Consider the following 24,986-nt stretch of genomic DNA (forward strand, 5'->3'; position numbering starts at 1 on the left):
AAGATTTGCCTGCACTGCCTCCTGCTATTTTTTAGTTCTATCGAACTCACGTTAATTTTATTTCACTATTCCTGAATGACCGGGGATATCTGCCAAAGGTTCAAATCTACCGCCTAAGTATTTGGCGAGAAACTCCTCTGCGATCGCAAAAAAGTGCAACCGATTTTCTGGTCTGGCAAAACCATGTCCTTCATCTGTGTAAAGTGCATATTGCACTGGTAAACCAGCCTGTTGCATTGCGTTGACAATTTGATCGCTTTCTGATTGTTTCACTCGCGGATCGTTTGCACCTTGACCGATAAGTAAAGGTTTTTGAATTCGGTCAGCAAAGAATAAAGGCGATCGCGATTTCAGAAACTCTTCTTCTGTCTCTAAATTACCAACGCGATGAGAAAGCATTGCCTTCAATGGTTCCCAATAAGGCGGTATAGTTTCTATCAGCGTAATTAGGTTACTTGGCCCGACAATATCTACGCCAGCCGCAAATATTTCTGGTGTAAAAGTCAATCCTACTAGAGTGGCGTAACCTCCATAAGAACCGCCCATAATCGCAATCTTTTGTGGATCGGAAATCCCTTGTTCCACCAGCCAGTTAACGCTGTCAATCAAGTCATCGTGCATTTTACCAGCCCATTCCCGATTTCCAGCATTCAAAAATGCTTTACCGTAGCCAGTGGAACCGCGAAAGTTCACTTGCAGAACGGCATAACCCCGGTTAGCTAGCCATTGCGCTGTGGGAGAGAAACCCCAAACATCCCGCGCCCAAGGGCCGCCGTGAACCAGTAGTACTGTTGGGAGATTCTGCGTAGGTATTCCTACAGGCGTTGTCAGGTAACTGTGGATAGTTAAGCCATCTCGCGCTTCGTAAGAAATCGGTTGCATTGAAGCTAACTGCAACGCTTCGAGTTTGGGTTGGTTGCTAAAAAGGAAAGTGCTAGTTTTGGACTCTCGGTTGTAGGCATAGTAATAAACTGGGCCATTGTCAGTTCTATAAGCTAAAGCCCAAGTTTTATCTTCCAAATCGCGGCTAATTATAGAGAATTCTCCAGGACGCACCTTAGCGATTTCCTCAAAATCTGCGGCGATACTTTGGTCAATTACCTGCCATTCCTGTTTATCTTTGTAGAAAGAAACTGCTTGGATAACTCGCGTCAATGGGTGAATAATTATCCCCACGACATCATATTGTTCATCTTCAGCAATGACAGTTTCTTGACGGCTATCTAAGTCAACAGCTAGCAGACGTTTGGCGTTAGCATCGTGATTGCCTTGAATATAAAGGGTTTTGCCATCATCTGAGAAGCTAACAGAATTCCCTTCTTCTTCAGCTCCCCAGTGGCGGAGAATTTTCCACTGTTTATCTGGTTTTCGCAATAAGAGGTCGTAACCACCATCGGGTGTGCTAGCTGTTGCTGCACGTATTTGGAACTCAGCGTCAGATGTCCAACTAATAATGTTACCGGGGTTATCAGTGTCGAACTCAACCGCACCATTTTTAAGGTTGATGCGGTAAACGTCAAACTTTTGAGGATTGTTCAAGTTCAACGCTACCAGCACTTCATCTGGAAATTTGGGTTCCAGTTCCACAAGTTCTGCTTTTACACCTTGGAATGGCGTTAAGTCACGCACAATCTTGGAGTGAATATTAACTAAGTGGAGGTGAAAGTTCTCGTCGCCATCTGAGTCTTGCATATAAATCAACTGGTCGGCGTTATAAGTCCAGAAGAAAATGCGGATACCGCGCTTTTTGTCGGCAGTTAGTATCTGGTCGTCTTCTTGTCCTATAGTTCGCAACCATACCTGCAAGACATTTTTCTCATCAGGGGCGATATATGCCAAGTACTTGCCATCAGGGGAGAGTTGTGGGCTAGTTTTTTCGGGATTCCCAAACAGAATTTCGCGCGGAATCAACGGTGGTAGGGAGGGCGCTTGAGCAGATGACATATTTTTATCCTCTACTTGACTACCCTATTGTCACTTGGTGGTGAAAATGACAATTCATCCAATAGGATGAACCTAGCTGGAGAATATTTAGGGGAGCAGGGAAAAGAAAAAAGTTTTAACTTACCCCTGTCCCGCTATAAAATTATTTATCTTTTCCTTTGTGTTCTTCTCTAACGAGACGCTGCGCGATCGCAGTTATTAAAAAAATCTAGGTATTCTAGCGGGAACACCTGACGGCAAACAAGCAGCAAGGGAGTAATACTCGACGACGAGTCTTTGATACTCGTGAACGAGTCTTTTATACTCGACGACGAGTCTTTGATACTCGTGAACGAGCCTTTTATACTCGACGACGAGTCTTTGATACTCGTGAACGAGCCTTTTATACTCGACGACGAGTCTTTGATACTCGTGAACGAGCCTTTTATACTCGACGATGAGTCTTTAATACTCGTGAACGAGTCTTTTATACTCGGCGACGAGCCTTTGATACTCGTGAATGAGCCTTTTATACTCGTGAACGAGTCTTTGATACTCGGCGACGAGTCTTTTATACTCATTGACGGCAATTGTCGCAATGTCCGCAACGCAGGTTAGCTGCTTCTTTGCCAAAACCAAAGGCATTTAACAAAAACTGCCAACGACACTGCTTAGTTGTTAAGTATTGCTGCATCTGTTTAGCGGCGTGTAATTGCGTCGGTGGCTGATTTCCCGCTTTTTGCCCAATACTGTAATGGAAAGGATCAAGCCAGTTTAGCTGACCATTGCTATGGAGTAAAGCTAGTGCCGTTGCACCTTCGGGAAATTGTCGAGTTACTGCATTCACTTCTCCCTGTTTTGGTAATTTTTTCACAAGTTGCTGCGCTATTTGTTGTTGCGATCGCATTTGTTCTTGAAAAAACTCCTGTCTTTGCTTATCCCCTGAATCTAACCACCCCGTAGGTTCACTTACCAACGTTAACGCCTCTGCCGGTTTCCCATCCCTTCCAGCACGGCCAATTTCTTGCACATATTCAGATAGCAGATGCGGCGCGTGAAAATGTGCTACCCAGCGAACATCACTTTTATTTATCCCCATGCCAAACGCACAGGTACAAACAACAAAGGGGATTTTGCCACTTAACCAGCTTGCTTCTACTTCACGGCGTTCTGTTGCACCCAATCCCGCATGATAGCTAGCTGTGGCGTAACCCATCTCTGCTAACCATTCAGCTAAATCTTCGCTATCTCTCCGAGTGCGAACATAAACTAATCCCGATTGTTGCGGTCTATTTTGAATAAACTTTAATAATTGTTGTTTTCTACCTCGTGGTGTCCAAGCGATGCGAATGCTGGGATGCAAGTTCGGACGGTAAGGATTCAAGCGGAAAATCTCTGGTTGCTGTAATTGTAAAACTGTTTGAATAATTTTTTGGGCTGAGGGGTCAGCAGTAGCAGTAAAAGCAGCGATACTGATTTTTGTTCCTGGTGGTTTTGATTTGAGCAATGCCGGACGCACCGCCCCTAATCTGCGATAAGCTGGGCGAAAAGTATCACCCCACTGCACTAAACAATGAGCTTCATCTAAAATCAAACCATTAATCTGCAATTGCGGGTGACATAATCTTTCCCACACTGGGATACTTAGCAAAGTTTCTGGCGATAAATAAAGTAATCTTAGCTGTTGGCGTTCTAAAGCTTGCAGAGTTGCACGGCGTTGAGATGAAGATAATTCACTATGCAAAAGTGCTGCTTTTTGGTGGCTTTCTCGTAGTTCCTGTACTTGGTTTTCCATCAACGCCACCAAGGGCGAAACTACCAAAGTTAATCCTGTTTGTAGCAGTGCGGGAAGTTGAAAACAAATCGACTTCCCGCCACCTGTAGGCATAATAATCAGTGCATCTTTCTGTGCCAATAGACTGCTGACAATTTCTCCCTGTGGTGGACGGAAATCTTCATAACCCCAGATTTGTTTGAAAGCAGCGCGGACTTCTTGCCAAGATTTTGTTGTAGGCTGATTCATAATCAATGGTAGATACACCCATATCATTGAATGCTGAATATAGCTTCTGTTATCCAGCTAATGGTTCAGTAATTTCATCATTTGACACTACAAACCACTGACCCCAAGAATGAATTATAATTTTTCAACCTATTAAATAAAAGATGTAGCGAGATGAATGAAGAATTAAAACATCGATTTTACATCAACACCGATAAATCTAAATTAGATATTCAAATGATTCATGATTTTTTACAAACTTCCTATTGGGCTGAAAACATCCCATTAGCCACTGTAGAAAAGTCAATAAACAATTCTTTATGTTTTGGACTTTATGAAGATAATCAACAAGTTGGCTTTGCGAGAGTCATCACTGATTATGCAACTTCTGCGTTGTTAAAAGATGTTTTTATTTTAGAGCCTTATCGAGGACAGGGTTTAGGAAAATGGTTTGTAGAATATATTTTAGAATATCCAGAATTGCAAGACGTTCAAAGGTGGTTGTTAGGCACAAAAGATGCTCATGGACTTTATCGCCGTTATGGATTTAAAAATTTGACAGAGCCAGAGAAAATCATGATGCGTTTAAATCCCAATGCTAACCAAGCTTGAGCAAAGCGGGGGGAAATAAGTGCGTAGGCGTAGCCCGTCGTAGACATCGCTAACCCACATTGACAGTTAGATTACAATCTTAGGTATAGTTTCTCTGACTGGAGTTGTTCATCGGGTGATTCAATCCGATTCAATGACAAAGCATACCAGACAAGTATTACTTAGTGCGCTCAAGGTAGTTGTCTTATGCCTGACACTGTTCCTACTATGCACAAGCAATAGTTGGGCGCAAATCACTACTGACAGCAAAATTGCTCCCCTGATTGAGAAGCTGATAGATAACGATGCCCACATCAGAAGCCTTGCAGCAGATGCATTAGTTAATATCGGTTCCCCAGCAGTACCGTCTCTGATTGAAGCTTTGAAAAATCAGGATATTAATCTTCGTTGGCACGCCGCTTCGGTTTTAGGAGATTTGGGTGCAGAAGCAGCACCAGCAGTTCCAGCCTTAAGTGCGGCATTACAGGATGAAGATGGACAAGTCCGTTTGTACGCCACCTTAGCTTTAGGAAATATTGGTACAGCAGCCAAAGCAGCAGTTCCATCGTTAATGGCGGCATTACAAGACAAGGAGCAATTTGTTCGCATTTATGTTCCTTCTGCACTCAGAAAAATTGGTGTAGAAGCGAAAGTCGCTGTCCCAGTATTAACTGCTGCCTTAAAAGATAAGAACCCCACTGTACGTTACAATTCTGCCTACGCTTTGGGTGCAATGGGTACAGAAGCAGTATCTTCTGTCCCGAATTTAATTGCCCTACTGAATGATAGCCAGTTTTACGTGCGTTTAGGTGCTATCAAAGGTTTAGGAGGAATAGCGGCAGGCTTTCAAGACAAAGCAAATGCTTTACCTACCTCCAAGTTACAGAAAGTCATCTCAGACTTTGAGCAGGTATTAATAACTATACAAAAATACAAAGATAAATTCACAGAGACGGACATTAAGCTGATACGTCGCCCTCTCAATGCCCTGAAAGCAGAAAAAGAAACTCGCCTCTTTGATAGAGTTCTGGAATCGCTATTTAAGCATAAATTACTCTTGGGAATTGCCGCTTACCTTATTTTATTGCCTTCTATTTGGTTAATTCTCTTGCGGGTAGCCCCTTTATGGTTGTTGAAAATTAACAACGCCCTCAAACCTTACACAGATTTTTCTCTCCCATTTATCAGCGTTAATGTACCTCTGCGATATGTGCTATTTGTTGGCTGGTTTCATTACCATCCCAGAGTATTAGATGCGTGGGTAGCTAAATATATCAAAGCAGCCCGCGAACAATTTCCCAAAAAGGATACAGTTAGCAGTCGCGCCTGTTATATTCCCATTCCCGTTGTTCTGGATGGTACAACAGTTCCCCAACTGATGAATGAGAATTTGCGTTCAACTTTCGAGAAACAACGTAGCTGTCTAGTAATTGGTGGGGAAGGGGGTGTAGGTAAAACCAGTTTAGCGTGTCGAATCGCTGGATGGGCAATGGCTGAGTCTGAAGACCAACAACTCTGCAAACATTTGATGTTACCTGTGCTTTTAGAAGAAGAATTTCGGTTAACTGAAGGTAAGTCGCCGCTTTTAGAAGCCATCAGAGGACAGTTACAAGCTTTAATTGATGAACCAGAGCCGATTTGTCAAGAATTACTATTACGTTTGTTAAGAAAGAAACGCATTTTAGTAATTGTAGATCGGTTCTCAGAAATGAATGCCACTACACGAGAAGCAATTGAGCCGGAGTCGCCAGAGTTTCCAGTGAATGCATTGGTGATTACTTCCCGAATTGAGGAAAAGCTGGGGCGAGTTAATAAGACGATAATTAAACCTTTGCGGATTGAAGCTAATAAACTATCGTCCTTTATGGAAGCTTATCTCATGCAGCGAGGTAAACGCGATCGCTTTACTGACCAGGAATTTTTTGACGCTTGTAACCGTCTTTCTTTGATGGTCGGTCAAAATAATATCACTGTCTTGCTAGCTAAACTTTATGCTGAACAGTTAATCGCCAGTAAAGATGTTACATCTAATATTTCTGCGTTGCCAGAGAATATTCCTAATTTGATGCTGGGTTATATCAATGAACTTAATCGTGATGTTACAGACGAGCAATTTGATGACCGCACTGTTCATCAAATTGCCAAAACCATCGCCTGGGAATGCTTGCAGCAAAATTATCAACCAGGAACCGCCAAGCGTGTAGATGCCATTGCTGCATTAGCAGCTTTGGGTATTGATGACCCCGAAGCACACCTCAATTATCTGGAAAAACGTTTGCACTTGATTCAAACTATCGGTTCTGCCAAAGACAGAATCCGTTTCTGTCTTGACCCTTTAGCTGAGTATCTTGCGGGTTGGTATTTAATAGAATTGTATGGCAATAACGATGGCAAATGGCGATCGGCTTTTTTCAAAAAGGCAGACGATTTAGTTAAAACAGGCGCACCAGATGCCATCAAAGGCTTGTTGTTGGCAGTGCGAGATTGCTACTTATCTGAGGTTCAAGGTAGCAAAGAAACGGATTTTGTATCCCAAAAGTCGGGTAAACTGGCTGGGTTTACACCTTCAGTCAATACACCAGTGACTACTGTGCAAACACGAATACCATGAACGGCATTTTTCAATTTATTAAAATTTCTCTGCATCCCTTCATAAGCCTTAATAATAAATCTTCCATTGCAGATTTTCGATGATTATAATCACTCGATCGGCACTCACTGCTGTTCACTAAGAGCGGCGATCGAGTGTGCTATTCGATAGACTATAACTAAATGAAAATTAGTGATTGCTCTGATTTTTAGAATGGAAAGGACAACCACCTGCCGTTAATTTCTGAAGAAAGACATTATTATCAAAATAATGCTCTAGAGACTCAATCTTCAAATCATCAGTGACGCGAGCAATACTAACTCCGACGATTTCTATTGTTTCACCTGTGGGTGCATAGTCCTTATAAGAACCATTAAATGTTCCCCAATGTCGCCACTTAAAGGTAACATTAGGCGGCCCCGAAAGAACTTCTGTTAATTCCCAAAGAAAGCCATTAGGAAAGGCTGTATGAAAAACTTGAAATGAAGATTCAAAGGTTTCTGTTTCAGAGTTATATTGCTCAGTTTTACCCAAAAACAGGTTATAAGTACCCTCGACTGCAACATCCTGAGCAGTAAATTGTTGTCCGCCATTGGTACTCATCTTAAACTTATCGGTAACAATCGAAAGCCACTGTTGAGGGTTAGATTTATTAGAAGCTTCCATCTCAAAAGTGCGGACTAAGTTTTGGGCGATCGCTTCTAAAGAACCTTCTGGATGCTGAAATTTACTCTCTTGATGAAGAAATTCATTGGTATAAGAATAATCCGGCCGTTTTCCTTCTCGCCACTGTACTTCTTCATCATGAGCAATGACTATATCTCTATCTTGTACCCAGAGTGGCAATTCTGTTGTCTTTTCGCTACTCATACAAGCTGACTGATTATAAACATCGTTTCTCAGAATAAAGTTTTATCCATACAAGTCAATCGAAAAATCTAAAAAAGTAAACAATATTCATAATCCACCCAATAAACTTGACCTGTTGTACAAATCCGAATATGAGCAAACACGGATGCTTCTTGAGCGAGAAACTTATCCTATCGGATTTAGGTTTATTCATCCGCTAGTTACACAGAATTCATTTCTGAATTTTGTTTTGTTAAATCAAATCTAATTGCATTACATTCCCTTCAGAGAAACCGAGGCTGGAGTAAACTGGTTTACCCAACGGCGAGGCGTTAAGAAGTACTCGCGTGCAACCAATCGCTTTTAAATATTCAATTGCTCTATTAGTTAAGGATTTGGCAATTCCTTGTCTGCGGTAAGATTGTTCGACATAAACGCCCCAAATATATCCAAACTTGCGATATTCATCTTTTAAAACATTCGGGTATAAACCTGCAAACAGTTGACAACTTACAGAACCACAACTGTCTTATCAATCTCTGCAATAAAAGCCTTATAAAATAAATCTCGACGCGCTTCTTCTATAAATTGGAGGGTAATATTCTCCCACTCCAGAATAATATTACTCTCATCAACACCAATATCTAGCCACATTTGGTAAAAGTGTTTTACAATCAGTGAGTCTTCTTTGATTGTGCCTTCTCTAATAATGAGATGTTTTTCTGTCAGCATAATTTCTAACAAATTTTTGGAACTCATAAATAACTCCTCCCCAAAGTTGGAGAGGAGTTTGTTAGCATCAGCTAAAAACTAGCAGTTTCACAGATCCGATCTCAGACTTTCTGTGCAGTTACTTCCTCTGGCTTTTCTTGAGTTTGCAAAGATGCATACAACCTATTCAAAGCATTTACATAAGCCTGTGCGGATGCCACGATAATATCTGTGTTCGCTGCATGACCAGAAAATACTTTAGATTCATAACGTAAACGAATGGTCACTTCGCCAATGGCATCAATACCGCCTGTTACTGACTGCACAGAAAACTCAATCAACTCGTTGGGCACATTCACTACACGGTTGATGGCTTTGTAAACTGCATCGACTGGCCCAGTACCGATCGCAGCATCGGTTAATTCTTCACCTTCTGGGGTACGCAGGGTAACTGTAGCAGTAGGACGGGCGTTGCTACCACAGGAAACTTGCACCAACTCTACCCGGAACAAATCGGGTGCTTGTTGGATTTCATCGTTAACGATCGCTTCCAAATCCCAATCAGAAATATCTTTCTTTTTATCTGCTACTTCTTTGAATCTAACGAAGGCTTTATTTAACTCAGTATCCGACAGTTCAAAGCCCAATTCTTTTAATCGGGTGCGGAAAGCATTTCTACCTGAATGTTTGCCCAAAACTATTTGATTGTCTGTTAAGCCAATCAATTGGGCATCCATAATTTCGTAGGTGAGCTTGTTTTTTAACACACCATCTTGGTGAATTCCAGACTCATGAGCAAAGGCATTTGCACCAACGATCGCTTTATTTGGTTGTACCAACATTCCCGTCAAATTAGAAACTAAGCGTGAGGTTTTATAAATTTGTCGGGTGTCGATATTTGTTAGGGATTCTTGAGAATTTTCTGGTCTGCCGAGATAAGGGTTAAAATATTGCCGCCGCACGTGCAACGCCATTACCAATTCTTCTAGTGAGGCATTTCCGGCTCGTTCGCCAATGCCATTGATTGTACATTCTAGTTGCCGTGCGCCATTTTTCACGGCTTCTAAAAAGTTAGCAACTGCCAAGCCTAAATCATTATGACCGTGAACGGAAATAATTGCTTGGTCAATGTTGGGGACATTTTCGATAATGCCCTTAATCATTGCTCCAAATTCGCTAGGGGTTGTGTAACCTACAGTATCAGGAATGTTAACTGTTGTTGCACCAGCTGCGATTGTTCGCTCTAATACTTGGTACAAAAATTCTGGATCGGAACGAGCCGCATCCATCGGCGAAAATTCGACATCTGTCATGAAGGACTTGGCATAAGCTACCATTTCTTCGGCGATCGCTAGCACTTCTGCCCGTGACTTTCGCAATTGATACTCTAAATGAATATCAGAAGTCGAAATGAATGTGTGAATTCTGGCATTAACTGCTGGTTTTAATGCTTCAGCAGCCGCTTCAATATCTGCTTTAATGGCTCTTGCCAAACTACAAACTACCGGGCCATTTTCTGTCCCGACAATTTGAGCAATTTTCTTGACTGCTTCAAAATCTCCAGGACTGGCAAAGGCAAAGCCTGCTTCAATTACATCTACACCTAGACGCGCTAATTGCTTGGCAATAACTAGCTTTTCGTCTATATTCAAAGTCGCTCCCGGACACTGCTCTCCATCTCGCAATGTTGTATCAAAAATAATGATTCGATCTGTTTTGTTTGTCATTTGCCGTTTGGTGTTTAATGTTTACTTGTGGCTTAATATATCTTCAACCCTAGTTTTTCTTTTACTCTTATTTTTGTAAATAATTGTTAAAGGTACTAACCTTCAGTTTTCTCTATTTGATCTCTGATATCATTTAAATCTATATATCTATCAGTAGCATTGCGTAGTTCTCTAGCAATCATTCCTTCTGTTGAGACTACCGTAATATGTGTATTTTTTGAGCGTAATAGTTCGATTGCTCTTTCAAAATCCCCATCACCACTGAATAATACTACTCGGTCATACTGGTCTACTGTATTAAACATATCTACAACAATTTCAATATCTAAATTCGCTTTTTGCGAGTAACGACCTGACGTATCATCATAATATTCTTTCAGAATCTTAGTTCGTACTGTATATCCTAGACTAATTAGAGCATCTCTGAAACCTCGCTGATCTTGTGGATCTTTTAAGCCAGTGTACCAGAAGGCATTAATTAATGTTGTTTCTGATTGCTCATGTTTGAAGTATTCTAAGACTCGCCGCGGGTCAAAAAACCAGCCATTTTTTTGTTGAGCATAGAACATATTGTTTCCATCTACAAAAATAGACAGACGATTCATTGGAGAACCCATACAAATTTACACCTAATAATATATATGAATTTAGATGGAACAATAGATTATAGCAATTTTCAAATGCCTTGTTTGCTAATCTCTATAAAGTAGTTCTTTATCTATAGCTTTTATCCTACCTCTTTCAAGGCATAAAAACGCCTGCAATATTGAAGTTGAGATCCTGGGTGTTAACCTGATTCACCTCCAGCACTACAAGAACCACTCGACGATCAAAATCTACCGATAAAATTGACCCATTAACAGCATTCATCGCTGCATAACACTAAAGTTTACTCCTAAAGAGGTATAACATAGGCTTAAGGTAAGATATAAATTAATGCCTATCTTTCGGTAAAGCTGTCAGTATCAGAACACGCTTTCTGGAGATTACCAACATTGCACCAGAGACAGAAGACAGCCTTGGGACTGCTTCTGGTGTAGCACCCAGTTAGTAACGTAGTTGTTGGTTAGGTGAGGGTAAAATCTTGCCACAACCAAATTCACAGGTAGAGTATATCCGGCTCCGATCTATGAGACAATCACTACTTGTAACTCATTCAACAGAAAAAGCATAAATTAAGTAGTGTTTTAGTAAGAATTTATTGGGGGCTGGCTCTGCCAATAAAAGTTTGTTGATGAATAGAAGATACTTTACAAATGTATAAGATTATCATTTAAGTCTTATTTCAATGTGCTTACACTAAAACGCGGTCTGAATAAATAAAAGTGTTGGACTAAAATCAATCAGTAACACGATATGGCAGAAGAACCTACATCTACCTTAACTAAAAACTATGTCTCTACTGCCAATAGACTGTCAAGTAAACCAACAAAAGTGACTTCAACAGCATCTGCTCGCCACTCCCGGTGGATGGTTCGCTTAGGTCATCTACTGGCAGGTACTTGGGCAATTGGGGGCGCACTATTGAGCGCTTCTGGTGGGGAATTGGTTCAATTGATGGAAAATCAGGTGCTTTCTGGCTTTTTTCAACTGCGTGGGCCGATTGTGCCTCCAGAAGACATTGTGATTTTAGCAATAGACGATCAATCAATATCAGTTCCCGAACAGTACTATAAAACAGATCCGAAACAGTATGCCTACTTAGAAACGCTGAAATCTTATCCTTTTAAACGGGCTGCATACTCTCAGGTAATCACAAAATTAATCGAAGCAGGTGCCCGCGCTGTAGCATTAGATGTAGTTTTTGATACGGCGAGCAGCTATGGAGTTACAGACGATCGCCAATTTCAGGCAGTATTGCAAAAATATGGTAATAAAGTTGCCTTAGCAGCCGTCTACGAAAATTCCCAGACGCACCAAGGGTCTTTTACGCAACTGACAGACCCACAACAAATGTTTCGTACAGGGTCAGTATCCATTGGCTCAGTTAATTTTCCTTTAGAAGTAGATGGAAAAGTTCATCGATTAGCGAGTGAGTTTCCCAAGTTATTAGGTGAAGATAATTTATTTACCAAAAAGCGACTCTCTTTTGATGAAGCAGCCCTGAAGGCAGCACAAGTAAATTATCCTCGACCAAAGGGCGATCGCATTTATTTTTGGGGGCCTGCGGGTACGTTTGAGCAAAAACCTTTTTGGCACGTACTCGACCCGGAAAACTGGAACACCTATTTGCAGCAGGGAAAGGTGTTCAAAAACAAGATCGTGCTGATTGGTGCAACAGATAAGTTACATAATGATTATTATCCAGTTGCTGGTAGTAATAGCACTGAACCGATGTCGGGGGTGGAAATTCACGCCAATGCGATCGCAACTTTGATGACAGGGAAAGCGATCGCCCCAGGAATTAAGAGTCCACCATTGCAGGGTTTGTTTGTGCTAATCCTAGTGGGCAGTTCAGCCTTGATGATTAGCAGACGTAAACGTAGTATCAATAGATTTTTCTATAGCCTCGCCCTGTCTGGCGCTTGGGGAGGAATTAGTTATGGGTTATTTGTCTATGGTCAGTTAATTTTTCCCACTAGTGTACCAACGATTGCGATCGCAATGACCGGAATTTGCTATTTGGCAACCTCAGTCATCAGAGAAAGCATCAGAAAACGCCAATTAGTAGACATTTTTCAGAAGTATAAAACTTCACCCGTTGTCCAAGAGATTATCAGCCAACAAGATGACTTCCAACACCTAATCCAGCAACGAGATTTAGCCTTATCAGGAAAAGTTTTGGCTAGACGCTACAAAATTGTCAAAGTTCTCGGTTCCGGTGGATTTAGTGAAACCTACATTGCCGAAGATACTCAACGTCCTGGTAATCCGCGATGTGTTGTCAAACAATTAAAACCAGCCAACACCAAACCGGAAGGATTGCAACTTGCCAGACGTTTATTTAACTCAGAAGCACAAACACTAGAAAAATTGGGAAGGCACGCTCAAATTCCTCAACTTTTGGCCTATTTTGAAGAAGATGAAGAATTTTATTTAGTGCAAGAACAGATAATTGGTCATCCTTTAAATCAAGAACTTTTAGCAGGTAGAGCAATTGAAGAAATTGCAGCGCTCAAAATTATCCGGGACTTATTGCAAACATTAACATTTGTCCATGACAACCACGTGATTCATCGGGATATTAAACCCAGTAATATCATCCGACGACACTCAGACGGAAAACTGGTGTTAATTGACTTTGGAGCCGTCAAGGAAGTTGGCATCAAACAGCTTGATAGTCAAGAGTCAACCCCTTTCACCATTGGTATTGGTACTCAGGGTTACGCACCAAGCGAACAATGTTTTGGACGTCCACAGTACAGTAGTGATATCTATGCAGTTGGCATGGTTGGGATTAAAGCCTTGACTGGTGTAGCACCCCGTGAGCTAGATAGAGATGCTGATGGAGAAATCAAATGGAGCGATCGCACTCAGGTGAGCCAATCCCTAGCTAATATTCTCAGTAAAATGGTGCTGGATGACTTCAAAGAGCGATATCAGTCTGCATCAGAAGCTCTTAAGGATCTTGAAGCTCTTAAAGCTATTAAAGCTCTTGACGATTTGGTAAATTCCCAACACAGAGACTATATCCCAGAAGATGACTTATTAATGAATACTTTAGATGAATTAGGCGGTCCCACAAAATCTTACTCAGAATCATCCTCAGAAAATCCTTGAAAAGGAATGTAGAGACAATATTTAGATATCAAAGGAACAGCGATCGCGCAATTCTTACTAAGCTATATTACATTGTGTTGACAAACAACGTATCTTGTTTGTTTTGTAAGATTTAGAAGTGCGATCGCTGGCGGTAAAATGTAGCCCATTGTAGAGACGGCGATTTATCGCGTCTCTCTAACCGGAAATGCGTTGTTTGCAGATAATTATGGGCAATCAAGTAAAGTTTGCATCTCCTGTGCATCCCTTGTCATTCCCAAACGCTCAAAACTATTAATAGCCTGAGTTGATAATTGGCAGGCTTTCTGGACACTTCCCCACCTTCTCTCCCAGCGTGCTAGAGAACGTTGATAACGAGCCAGACGCCGTTTATTATTGCTACTTTCGGCGACAGTTAAGCCTTGAATTAATAGCTTTTGAGCTTCATCGCGATCGCCTTGTTCAATGGCAATATCAGCAAGCCAATTTTGAGCAGAATTGATCACTCGATGCCAATTAATTTTTTCTGCACTTTTCATCACATCTTGAAATAGCTTCTTTGTTGAAAAATATTCACCTTCTGAATAAAAGATTTCAGCCCGATGATAAAGCACGGGAATAAAATAGCGGATGTGCTGTCGTTCGTCTAGATTCGCATCAATCACTAATTTTTCTTCTACTATTAGCCAGTGGCGCGCATCTGTATAATTACTCTGTCTGATTCGCAGTCTAGCCATATTTTCGGCTAAGTCAGCTTGAACGCATGAATCTGCATGGTCGCGTAAAACCCATGCCCGCTGCAATATTTCGTCTGCTTGTGTGAGACTTTGGGGCGAACACTCCCGAATTAGCAGCCAGGTTTTGCGGATCATAAATTTTACTAAAGATGACCATTCACCACGTCGTTCTGATTGTTCTATGAGCCATTGCAACCAATCGAGGCGATCGTCCCAATAAGCATAGAGATTGGCGTAGTGGTTCAAGAGCAACCACAAATCCCTAACTTCTGCATAATGGTCTTGGTTTTTACACCAATAAAGTACTGCCCGTAGATTTCCTTCCTCTTCCTTTAACCTGTTGTAATGTATCCATTTTTCCCAATCTTCTCCGCCGTAACTGTAAGCAAAATCTAGATACCATCTCACCCAACGCATCCGTGCTTCCCTCTCAAAATCTGGGTAAGCGGCTAATTGTGCTAAGGCATACTCACGAGTCAGAGAGAGCATCTCATATCGCTTAGTCTCTGGGTTGAGATTCACTAACGAGAGTTGCTGCAAACGTACCAAGCCATTACTGACAGAATCAGGATCGGATGTCAGTCCAGCAACTTCAGCCACAGCAGCTTGGATAGGAGCGTCAGGAAATAATCGCCAGTGACATGAGTAACTTGTGTGGTGGCTGTCCCTTTGTACCTTGCACAGATTGATCAAAGCAAAAACGAGCCACATCGCCTTTAGCGGAGGCTAACTGCTCCAATACGAAGTTCAAAGAGTAGCCACTGGATACTTGACCGAGTGCGTAGACAATAGCGAGAGGGATTCCCCCAGTGCGATCGTAGAGCAAGCTAGAGTCTTCATCTTGGATAGTTATACCTTTTTCTTCAGCTTGTTGCTGAATTAACTGCAAACCATCATTCAAGGGCAAGTTTCGCAGACTGATTGGCAGCAGGGCAATTCGTTCGCGGGTAGTAATTACTACTTTGACGCAAATGGGTAAATTGTATAGAAATTCTATAACCTCATCCCTGTCCTCTATAGTCTCCATATTGTCCACAATCAGAAGCGTTCGCTGTTTAGAAAGACATTGGCGTACACGCTCGAATTGATCATTGGGAGGAGATTGGATAATAGTAGAGTCGTTTAAGGCATTGGCAATCACCCGAAAAATTTCGCGCAGGTTACGCTGTCCTTGCTGCCGTTGCAAAATCATATCGGGAATCAGTTCTTGTTGTTTAGCTGAAGTGAAAATAATTGCATCAAATTTAGGTGCATCAGAACTGTTTTCGTTACTAGCTTTTAAGCACAGGTAAGCAGCTGCTAACACCAGCGCGGTTTTCCCTACGCCACCAATGCCATGTACTGTAATCATGTGAGCGCCATGCATCGGCAAAAGCCTTTCCAGTAGCTTTTTCATATCTGCCTCGCGCCCAATAAATTCTGTGTAGGTTGGTGATGGCAGATTGTGAGGGATAGAGGCGCTTTCGGTACTAAATGCAGCAACACCTCTGCGATATCCATGTCTCTCTAGAATGTAAATCAGGTTGCTTGACCTAACGCTGTTGTCTGGTTCTCCTGTCAAAGTTTCAATATCTCGATAGATATTGCTCAATTGCACTCTTATACCAGCGTTATCTCTGTACAAATCCTGACTTATCCTTGTCAAGCTATACCCACATAGCAACCCAAGTAACAGGTCTTTTTTAGAATTTTGCCTATATCGTTCTTGAATTTTAGACTCCAAGTCAGTCAGTAAACGATCTATATCCCAGTCGTGTAAAACCTTTTGATACCAGGCTTTAGACAGATTCCCACGCTCTGACTGATCTGACATAAATATCACCCTATTAGTTCTGTTGTTAAATGTTGGTTAGCAACATTTTAACTAACAAAACTTTGAGTATGTTGTATTAGTAATTTTTAACTAACAAATTTTTAACATTGTTAATTATGCTATTTAGGGTCAATTTAGTAGGCTAATTACTAAGTTCATAATTGTTGGTAACAGGCTGCATCCAAATGGAACATCTATCCTGACAACCAAGCAAAAACTCTGGCTGAATTATTGTTTTCACTTCTGACAACAAAGGAGTACTGAATGAATAAACTAATTCAAACTGTAAGTGTCTTGGTTGGTTTCAAACAAGCTCGACTTTATTTTCCCGAAGAAAAACAAGTCTGTGTCTTTAATAAACTTCCGACACTTTACCGTGAGTTTACACCAAAGTCTGTACAAGAATCAATCAACGAATTGCAAGAGCGATTAAAAATTCAAGGTTTGCTTGCAGAGATTACTGGTAGATTTGACTTAGAGACAGACGAGGCAGTAAAAGAATTTCAAAAAAGAAATAATCTTTTAGCAGATGGAGTGGTTGGCCCGTTGACATGGGCTTGCCTTTTGTACCCAAAACTTTCTCGGAGTCAAAAAATTAAGTCCCCAGAATTAAGGAATGCGGTTAAGGAACTACAAACTATCCTTTATGATGAAGGCTTTTTGAAAAAAGAACCTACTAGCTATTTTGACAGTGCAACAGAAAGAGCGGTGAAACGCTTTCAAAGAATTTATGGATTGAAGAATGATGGCATTGTTGGGGCAGCAACTTGGGCAGTATTGCTGGGAATGCGACAAAAAATTGATAAAAGTTTTCCGAGGTTAATTTATTTTTTGTCGCCGCAATCATGGTTTTTATGGGAGCAGTTTTTGATGATTTGTTGCATCCTATTGGGTATTTATTATAGTCCTATACCAGGGCAGACTCCTAAATTCACTACTGCTTTAGCAACTGCCTATGGACTCACCTGTGTAGTGCCTTTTTTGTTAGAAAGTTTACCGCTAAAGCCTTCAATTAAGCCGAGCTTATCTATCTTGCAATATGCTCCTTATGTGTTAACTGGTATCTTTTGGAAACCAATTATCAATTTCTTGGGGCAATTGTTTAGTTAATCATTCGGTTGTGGAATAATTGATGGACGATCAAATTTTTGTGTTGTACCTTTAAAAATTGCGATCGCTTCCAGCCGAGTGTTAGCGATCGCACTTCTAGGCAGCAATTGCACTGAAGAAAAAATTCAGCCGATTAAGCCATTGATGCCAGACATGAATTAGCCTTGCACGATCAAATTTAAAAATCTCTGCTTCTTCACCTGGTAAGGCTACGACAATGAGAGCATGGTTAATTTTGCAGTTAAAGAGGCGATCGCTATAATACCGATTTATCGCACCCCTCCAAAACATTGTTGTTGGTGATTAATGGCAGAGCATCCTTCTTTAAGAATTTATCAGCTAGAAGTCAATGAAAATTGAGGGTCATAAACACAGTTACAACTTCATTACAACTTGATTACTGGTCAATTGAGATTGGAACATCCCAAGGCTCATCAAGTGGATCATTTGCCCAAGGATATAGTGCCCGAACTTCTGTTCTGTTGTAGCGCAGTACATCCTCAAACTCTTCATAAGTCCACTTACTGTAGTGAATAATTTTTTCACCAAACCAATCTAAAGAAACACCATTAAAAGCATCACTAACAACACGCTCCAAACCTGCTTCAGATAAAGCTACTAGCAAGATAATAGCTTTAATGTTCTTCTTTTTAATAGCTTCATAGGCAAGGAGCTTGTTGAAGTCTCTGATACTTACAGTTTTGGCAATAGATGCCCCACTTTTACCATCACTACGAGGTGTAAAAACTTCGATTTGCCAACCTGTGAAACCATCTTTCAGTAAGGATTTTAGCTGTTTTGTCCCTTGTTTTGGCAACCTGCCAAACCATTCTTTTGAGTAACCCAGCGCTTCACTTATCCCTGTGACTCCAAAACGTTTCTCAAAACTATAATTTTGAAGTTTATATGCATCAATAGGGGTTTGCCCAAACCATATAGTAGTTTTAATGGCTCGAATGAGGTCAGCATAGTAAAACAATATACTATTTGACATTTAAACAACTATAGAACTATTAAGCCTATAGTGACATCACAAGAAATAAAGTTTTTGCATTGCAAATTGAGAATCCTACTACAAGCGAGTCCAAGATGCCAATTCTCCCCTTAATTGATAGCATAGCCACATCACAACAAATCAAAACATCTAATAAAATCATTTTTTTCATGATTTGACAAGCTAATAATTGTTACTCTTCGTTACATTGCTGGGTTTCCTAAAACCCTTATGGAGCAAATGTTTTTACTATACGAGTCCAAGACCGGGTTGTATTTCTCAGCTTCTGTCATTATCGATAACTAAAACTGATCTAGTTTTGCTATTGGAATTTTCTTGATCTGATTTTTTATTTTTTTCACTGGACAATTCTGCTGAAAGATTTGTTCTACGATTAAAAACATTCGCAAAATCTCTAGACACAAATCATAAATTGTTATAGAGTAAAAACGGAGCGTATTTTAAGACGCTCCGTTTTCACTTTATTCATTAGTTTACATCTGACGTTTTTTAGACGATGTAGATGACCGATTGCTTGGCGGCGCAGGTCAAAAACATATTTTAGATCAATGTCAGATGTATTCCTTTAACACCCTATTATAAAAGGAGGGTTCCTTTTTCATGTCCAATCATAGCAATAGTCACACTCAAAGTCAACCTTTTTCTCAATACTTTAATCGGGAACACATTCTATCAGCTATTCGCCGATGTAATGAGATTGAATTACTGATTTTAGAGCGATTTGCAGAGACTAAAATTGAATACGATGCAGTCGAAATAGCAGGACTTCTTGAATTGTCGAACTCAGCTTCTTCAAACATCCTTCGCAGACTCAGTGACAAGAATTGTAGTCCTCGCTTAAAGATTGAATTACTCAACCGCGAAAAAGCGGGTGCGAATGGTTCTTATCTTTATTCTTTAAAAGAAGGAGTGGTATTAAAAGATATCCAAGAAGTCATGGAACTGCGAAGATACAGTTTAGAGAAGCATCTGAAAAAACAACAGAAGAAGATTGAAAGAAATAACACAGATGATAAGTGTAAAAAACAAAAATCGGTAAAACAAGAAAGTGTATCTACCCTTGATGCAGGCATACCTCTAAAGCAAGAAGTTCAAGACGCTCCTAAAGCTACTGGTGATAAGACTTCTACTGATGTAGAAAAAATAGTAGAAGTTTTTCGCCAGCTTCTAGTTAATAGCAATATTGAGCAGACTAAAACTACTGCTTAATATTTTAGAACCAGAGGCTTGCCCAAAGCCTCTCCTAAATTATGAATGTGATGAAATAAAATCGAGTATTTTAGAAGCAGTCAGGAAAAAACCAGGTATTAGGGCAAAAATAATTGGGCAGCAGATTGAAAGATTCTGCTTATGAAACATTCATTAAAGCGATGGAAATGGTTGAACTAAACTTACTGGTTTATGAAAAAACTTATCAATCAGAATTTAATTTCATAAACATACTAGTATATTTATTTTATATTACATCAAGTTAAGTTACATTTTTAAATGCATCTAAGAATTTGAGCTTTTCTAAAGGATATTTAATCAGCATCTACTTGAAAGAAACCCACTTTTAATTCACTGTGTAAATCTCAATTCCCTCAGAACTGGATTGACTTGTTAAAGCCAATCCTTTTTTATACGCTAATGGAAACCACTTATTGAATATTTATTTTGCTTCTTTATTTTTTAGAATCCCACTAGGAACCCAACCTTGTTTGATACTTTTAAGGAGAAATCCGCTAGGATTAGGAACTTCTGCTTTGGACTGAGCCTCTTTCAGTGCTTCAATCGCTAAAAGCGTTTTCTGATCTGTGGTTGAAACTATAGCCTTTTTTAGTGCTGAATTTAACTCAATTTTTAATGCATCTATTTCAAATTTAGTTTGAGCGCTGATTTCACTGACTGGTAACTTGATACTTTTTAATTGTGTTATTTTTGATATGTCTTTTTCATTCAATAAATTATTTTTTTAAAGTTGTTTTTTGTTTATTTTTCCTAGCTTCAGTTTGCAATTCTAAAACCAATCTTGTCAAGCGGTAAATTTGTCGACGTTGTACCTCGTTTTCATCTGCCAGTACTCTCTGCCGTCCGTGGATTGTTTATAAATACTCTATCAACCCTCTATTTTCTGCTTTATTTTTGCAGTTGTTGCTTAAAATTATTGATACTTAGCAAGTTGGAACAAATCTGTTGCTTGCTCCAATGATTTGATTTGTTTACTCTAGCTCTATTTTATGTTTCTCTAAAAAATCGACAGATAAAACTCGGTTAACAAATTACTATGATACTAATAAGTTGTTGGTTTATTGTTGAAAACAAAATATTTATGTTATGTATCTCCGAAAATCTGATCGCACATCGAAGACACTCTACTCTTACCCATCGCTGAAATAGAAAAACGACCATTCAAAAATTAAATCAAACAAAGGCGGGTGCGGGGATTGAACCCGCTAATCCCCACAATGGTGGAGACGTAACCGATAATCCTAAATTCTCCGGCCCCGAAAGGCAAGTTGCGAACAAGGATAACCCGCCATGAAGCATGAAGGATAAAGTGTTTCATCCTTTACCCTTCAGCAATATCTACAATTCACCCGTAGCTAGCATCTGGATGATCCGAGGTGTACCTGGGTCGAACCCTGCCAAATTTCAAGACAGCGAATCTTCAGGATCTACCAAAGTAATTTGGTAAGGTGTCAAGGTGACATATACCGCCTTAACGTTTGGATTTACCTTTTTGCGGTACTCCTTCAGCGCTTGACTTGGATGCTTATACCCAGCCCAGCTTTCCGAGTCAGTCCAAAAGCAGACTACATCAGCTTTGAACTTATTCTTAATCATCCAGTCATAAGCTACTGATGCATCAGTTCCACCGAAGTTTTGATTGCTAGCTTTGCGAACCGCAGAACTAAAACTATCTTTAGCAGTGATATTTAATTCCCGAAATTCGGTAGCAAAGCCGCGAATCATGTAGTTTTTCTCTGCTTTTGCTGTCACCAGTGCCATTGTGGTGGCAATTTCACAGCAAGTCAGTCCCATATCTGCAACCATGCTACCCATAGAACCAGAAACGTCCACGGCGTGCATGAACACTTTACCTGTGGGTTGCACAACATCAAAAGACAGTTCAACCGCCTTTTCTAATATGTCTACAATTCGAGGAACTGGATTCCAAGTTTTCTTACTGCGTCCTAATGTTCCACCAGATTGATATGTTTTAAGTGCTTTCAAAACATCAATTGGATGGATGCGACCTTTACGCAGATGTTCCTTGTTGTTGAGAACTGCTTCCACTCGCAGCAAGTTGGCACTTTCATCGGCTCGCAACACACCAAGTTCAGTCAAGGAACCCAAGTTACGCAACATTGCACCTATTGGCATTTCCTGAAATAGCAGCTGCCAAGCAAGCTTATCCATTTTGCCCACTGGTGCAGCCATTTCGTGGGTTAAGCGTCCTTGAGAAATAGCTTCATGGGTTTGGGTAGGATTCCGCTTCAGCCACTCATACCACCAAATCTGCGCCAACGCCTCTGAGGGTATATCTGCTGGCAATTCTTCCCAGCCTCTAACTACCCATTCAAAGAGTTGACGGTGATTTTCTGTAGGTGGTTTGACATGGAACAATCGCAACGCATCTCGGTGGGAGAAGCCTTGACGCTGTTGATATTTCAACAGTTGATAAGCTAAACCCTTGACATCTTCCCTTGAGAGCCAAGTTTTACCAGCTTCCCGCACTACTTTGCCAAATCCCCGCAGAGATTTGGTGTAGTTCAACCATTCGTAGAAGTGGCTACCAGTGCGGACAACTTGCGAGAAAATTTCACCAAACGCCTGTTTTGCTTGCGGTGCTTCACCCATTGATAGCAACACTAAAGCTAATATAGGCGCACTGTTATTGATGGCGCGTCCATCGCTAGCATATAAAATTTCTTCTGCTACACGACCGGGATTTTCGGCAACAGCTTGTCTGACAACTGTCACAAAATCCTCAGTTAATTCCTGTTTACCAGCGTAGTAAGTGCTTTTTGCTGTGCCAACTAACAAACAACGCCGCAGCATCTTCCAAATACCAGCATCAAACATCCAGCCGCCGGAACGTCCCTGAACCATTTCTGCTTCTCGTCCGGGGATAGGTTGATTTTGGGGTGTAGTTGTTTTCTTTTTAGTGAAGAAGTTGTAATTCATTGCTTCATCTCCCGGCCCTTGCGGGCAAAAATGAAAGGTGGCAGAGCAGGATTTGAACCTGCGACATCCGGCTTAAGAGGCGATAACCCTAATTCGTCGGCCTTAAGGTGTGAACAAGGATGTTTATTCGGCGCTCTACCAACTGAGCTATCTGCCACATAAAAATTTTGGATTTTGGATTTTAAATTTAATCCAAAATTATTTGGTGTAGCGGAGCGGGATTTGAACCCGCGGCCTCTCGAACCCTAATCGATAACCCTAATTCGTCGGCCTTTGCAGGCAAGGGGTGAACAAGGATGTTTAGCGCTCTACCAAACTGAGCTACCCGCCACATAAAAATTTTGGATTTTAGATTTTAGATTTTGGATTGAATTTAAAATCTAAAATTAATTGGTGTAGTGGAGCGGGAATTGAACCCGCGACCTCCCGCTTGGCAGGCGATAACCCTCAATTCGTCGGCCTTTGCAGGCAAGGTGTGAATAAGGATATTTAGGCGCTCTATCCACTGAGCTACCCACCACATATAAATTCAAAACTCAGCATTAAATTTGCTGTAGCGAAGTAGGATTTTTACCTACATCTCCAGAAGTTTGATCGAGGGTGTTTTTGTTATATGCGATAACCCTCGATACGTCAGCCCTTCCGGGCAAGGTGGGCGCTCTGCCATTTGAGCTATTCGCTACTGGTGAAAGCTAACTCCCTCATGAAAGTTGACTTGTATTATTAATGTAGTACATGTATTATCTATTGTCAAGGGTCTGGTAAGCCAATTTAGAATTATTGCTTTGTAAAGAAAAGTCTGAGAAGTATAAGTAAGCCATTGCTCAGAATTTTGGGAGCAGATTATCTAAGATGTATTGCGATCGCCATACATCACAACCCTCTTATTTTCTCTGTTAAAAACTTTTGCGCGTAGTTTACCGCCGTAGGCATCGCAAACCAATGTTAGATGAGCAAAAAGGTAATAAGTCTATAACACTTACTGAATAAAGCTTTTGCCGAAACTTTTGCCGCAACTTTGCCAAACGATACAAAAAAGTGTCTCAATTTTTGCCAATATAATATTATTTCCCAAAATTCACTTGGCAAAAATCGGCATGAGTGAGAAACCCATAGAAGGTAACGGTAAGGCTTTTCTCGTTCTACTTTTGCCCATCTCGTTTTTGATTATTTTCCTAGTTGCCACTTGGAGAATTTTACTGGCGGTAATTGTGCTGGTAATTGGCTTCAAGGTTTGGCAGGAATATCAATGGCAACAGTGGACTGTACGAGTTAACCCAATTTTTCATCAGTTAGTTCGCGAAAATCAGGGCAGACTTACGCCAATGGACTTGGCAATCAGGGGCAATTTTCCTGGAACAACGGCAAAACGCTACTTGGATAGTAAAGCCTCGGAATTTGGTGCGAGTATAGTCAACTCTGAAGAGGCAGGACAGTCTTATTACTTTATAACTGCCAGCATTCTCGGCAATATTCTTGACAGTAGTGAGCCTGTCAAAGAACTTCCGGCTCAACCAGTTACTAAAACTGCGCGATCGCTCTTAGCACCACCACCAACCCCACAGGAGGAAGAAATAGAAACCGAATCACTCTCACAGCAAACACATGAGGAAGCTAAACGATCGCTGGAAAAACAGTTAATTTTTGGCTCTCTGATTCAATCTGAACTTGCCAAAAGGCTAAATGTCTATTCCAGCACGGTTTATAAACGGCGAAACGATCCAGAGTTTCCTGAGTGGAGCCGCAGCAAAGACCCTGATGGTATTGCCTGGTCATACTCGGAAAAAACTAAAGAGTTTTTCCCAGTGGAGGAAGAAGGATGACAATATTAACAAGAAAGAATTCAGAAGTCAGGAGCCAGAAGGGGCTAAACGCCTCGCTACCGCTAACAGAATTGAATTATGTTTGACTGGCGGATAGCGAGTCCGCGAACGTCTGAATAAATGCCTTTAAGTTCCCACCAAAATGATAATGTAATGGTCTACTACAATTAGTGGCAAGTCTGAATCTTCCACTAATTGATTCTGAATTCTGAATTCTGTATTCTGT

18 protein-coding genes, 3 tRNA genes and 1 pseudogene are annotated in these 24,986 nt (G+C 40.8%); 6 read left to right on the plus strand and 16 right to left on the minus strand.

Translation table 11 applies throughout. The annotated features are described in order from the left end of the window. Positions 1–57 precede the first annotated feature (57 nt). A complete protein-coding gene (locus HWQ43_RS23690) occupies positions 58–1,944 on the minus strand; it encodes a S9 family peptidase (protein ID WP_292738428.1) in 1,887 nt (628 codons plus the stop codon). Between the two features lie 556 nt (positions 1,945–2,500). After that, on the minus strand, positions 2,501–3,946 hold the full coding sequence (locus HWQ43_RS23695) for an ATP-dependent DNA helicase RecQ (RefSeq protein ID WP_292738429.1): 1,446 nt from the start codon (positions 3,944–3,946) through the stop codon (positions 2,501–2,503). A gap of 153 nt (positions 3,947–4,099) precedes the next feature. Between HWQ43_RS23695 and HWQ43_RS23700 the strand changes: the two genes are divergently transcribed. Both HWQ43_RS23700 and HWQ43_RS23705 read left to right on the plus strand, forming a co-directional pair. Beyond that, positions 4,100–4,537, plus strand: coding sequence for a GNAT family N-acetyltransferase (locus HWQ43_RS23700; protein ID WP_292707319.1), 438 nt, complete (start codon positions 4,100–4,102; stop codon positions 4,535–4,537). Between the two features lie 133 nt (positions 4,538–4,670). Further along, positions 4,671–7,127, plus strand: a complete 2,457-nt coding sequence (locus HWQ43_RS23705; protein ID WP_292738430.1) for a HEAT repeat domain-containing protein — start codon at positions 4,671–4,673, stop codon at positions 7,125–7,127. Between the two features lie 168 nt (positions 7,128–7,295). Here HWQ43_RS23705 and HWQ43_RS23710 read toward each other — a convergent pair whose 3' ends face one another. From HWQ43_RS23710 to HWQ43_RS23725, 5 genes are all read right to left on the minus strand, one after another. After that, positions 7,296–7,976: a SnoaL-like polyketide cyclase gene (locus HWQ43_RS23710; protein ID WP_292738431.1), complete on the minus strand. Its 681-nt coding sequence runs from the start codon at positions 7,974–7,976 to the stop codon at positions 7,296–7,298. A 232-nt stretch (positions 7,977–8,208) separates the two neighbouring features. Continuing rightward, positions 8,209–8,457: a GNAT family N-acetyltransferase gene (locus tag HWQ43_RS33870; RefSeq protein ID WP_366932898.1), complete on the minus strand. Its 249-nt coding sequence runs from the start codon at positions 8,455–8,457 to the stop codon at positions 8,209–8,211. An 8-nt stretch (positions 8,458–8,465) separates the two neighbouring features. Continuing rightward, on the minus strand, positions 8,466–8,714 hold the full coding sequence (locus tag HWQ43_RS33875) for a hypothetical protein (RefSeq protein ID WP_366932890.1): 249 nt from the start codon (positions 8,712–8,714) through the stop codon (positions 8,466–8,468). Positions 8,715–8,788: 74 nt separating this feature from the next. After that, a complete protein-coding gene (locus HWQ43_RS23720) occupies positions 8,789–10,393 on the minus strand; it encodes a 2-isopropylmalate synthase (RefSeq protein ID WP_292738432.1) in 1,605 nt (534 codons plus the stop codon). Positions 10,394–10,488: 95 nt separating this feature from the next. Beyond that, positions 10,489–11,010, minus strand: a complete 522-nt coding sequence (locus HWQ43_RS23725) for an NYN domain-containing protein (protein WP_041565194.1) — start codon at positions 11,008–11,010, stop codon at positions 10,489–10,491. Positions 11,011–11,749: 739 nt separating this feature from the next. On the opposite strand from HWQ43_RS23725, the gene HWQ43_RS23730 reads away from it, so the two are divergent. Then, a complete protein-coding gene (locus HWQ43_RS23730) occupies positions 11,750–14,113 on the plus strand; it encodes a CHASE2 domain-containing serine/threonine-protein kinase (RefSeq protein WP_292738433.1) in 2,364 nt (787 codons plus the stop codon). 206 nt (positions 14,114–14,319) lie between these two features. Here the strand turns inward: HWQ43_RS23730 and HWQ43_RS23735 are convergent, their stop codons facing one another. Then, complete coding sequence (locus HWQ43_RS23735) at positions 14,320–15,429, minus strand: tetratricopeptide repeat protein (protein WP_292738434.1); 1,110 nt, start codon at positions 15,427–15,429, stop codon at positions 14,320–14,322. Between the two features lie 19 nt (positions 15,430–15,448). After that, on the minus strand, positions 15,449–16,642 hold the full coding sequence (locus HWQ43_RS23740) for an NB-ARC domain-containing protein (RefSeq protein WP_292738435.1): 1,194 nt from the start codon (positions 16,640–16,642) through the stop codon (positions 15,449–15,451). 264 nt (positions 16,643–16,906) lie between these two features. On the opposite strand from HWQ43_RS23740, the gene HWQ43_RS23745 reads away from it, so the two are divergent. Continuing rightward, on the plus strand, positions 16,907–17,752 hold the full coding sequence (locus HWQ43_RS23745) for a peptidoglycan-binding protein (RefSeq protein WP_292738436.1): 846 nt from the start codon (positions 16,907–16,909) through the stop codon (positions 17,750–17,752). A gap of 96 nt (positions 17,753–17,848) precedes the next feature. On the opposite strand, the gene HWQ43_RS23750 is transcribed toward HWQ43_RS23745, so the two are convergent. Both HWQ43_RS23750 and HWQ43_RS23755 read right to left on the minus strand, forming a co-directional pair. After that, positions 17,849–18,043, minus strand: coding sequence for a hypothetical protein (locus HWQ43_RS23750; protein ID WP_292738437.1), 195 nt, complete (start codon positions 18,041–18,043; stop codon positions 17,849–17,851). Positions 18,044–18,149: 106 nt separating this feature from the next. Further along, positions 18,150–18,746: a hypothetical protein gene (locus tag HWQ43_RS23755; RefSeq protein WP_292738438.1), complete on the minus strand. Its 597-nt coding sequence runs from the start codon at positions 18,744–18,746 to the stop codon at positions 18,150–18,152. 621 nt (positions 18,747–19,367) lie between these two features. Here HWQ43_RS23755 and HWQ43_RS23760 point away from each other — a divergent pair. Beyond that, positions 19,368–19,976, plus strand: coding sequence for a hypothetical protein (locus tag HWQ43_RS23760; protein ID WP_292738439.1), 609 nt, complete (start codon positions 19,368–19,370; stop codon positions 19,974–19,976). 442 nt (positions 19,977–20,418) lie between these two features. Here HWQ43_RS23760 and HWQ43_RS23765 read toward each other — a convergent pair whose 3' ends face one another. From HWQ43_RS23765 to HWQ43_RS23785, 5 genes and pseudogenes are all read right to left on the minus strand, one after another. Next, positions 20,419–20,709, minus strand: coding sequence for a hypothetical protein (locus tag HWQ43_RS23765; protein WP_292738440.1), 291 nt, complete (start codon positions 20,707–20,709; stop codon positions 20,419–20,421). 626 nt (positions 20,710–21,335) lie between these two features. After that, positions 21,336–22,937: pseudogene (locus HWQ43_RS23770) on the minus strand (TROVE domain-containing protein). 37 nt (positions 22,938–22,974) lie between these two features. Beyond that, a tRNA-Lys gene (locus HWQ43_RS23775) sits at positions 22,975–23,094 on the minus strand. A gap of 46 nt (positions 23,095–23,140) precedes the next feature. After that, a tRNA-OTHER gene (locus HWQ43_RS23780) sits at positions 23,141–23,269 on the minus strand. Positions 23,270–23,328: 59 nt separating this feature from the next. Beyond that, a tRNA-OTHER gene (locus HWQ43_RS23785) sits at positions 23,329–23,458 on the minus strand. Positions 23,459–24,034: 576 nt separating this feature from the next. On the opposite strand from HWQ43_RS23785, the gene HWQ43_RS23790 reads away from it, so the two are divergent. Beyond that, positions 24,035–24,760, plus strand: a complete 726-nt coding sequence (locus HWQ43_RS23790) for a hypothetical protein (RefSeq protein WP_292738441.1) — start codon at positions 24,035–24,037, stop codon at positions 24,758–24,760. Positions 24,761–24,986 lie beyond the last annotated feature (226 nt).

This window comes from Nostoc sp. JL31 (assembly GCF_017114965.1).
Taxonomy (GTDB): Bacteria; Cyanobacteriota; Cyanobacteriia; order Cyanobacteriales; family Nostocaceae; genus Nostoc; species Nostoc punctiforme_A.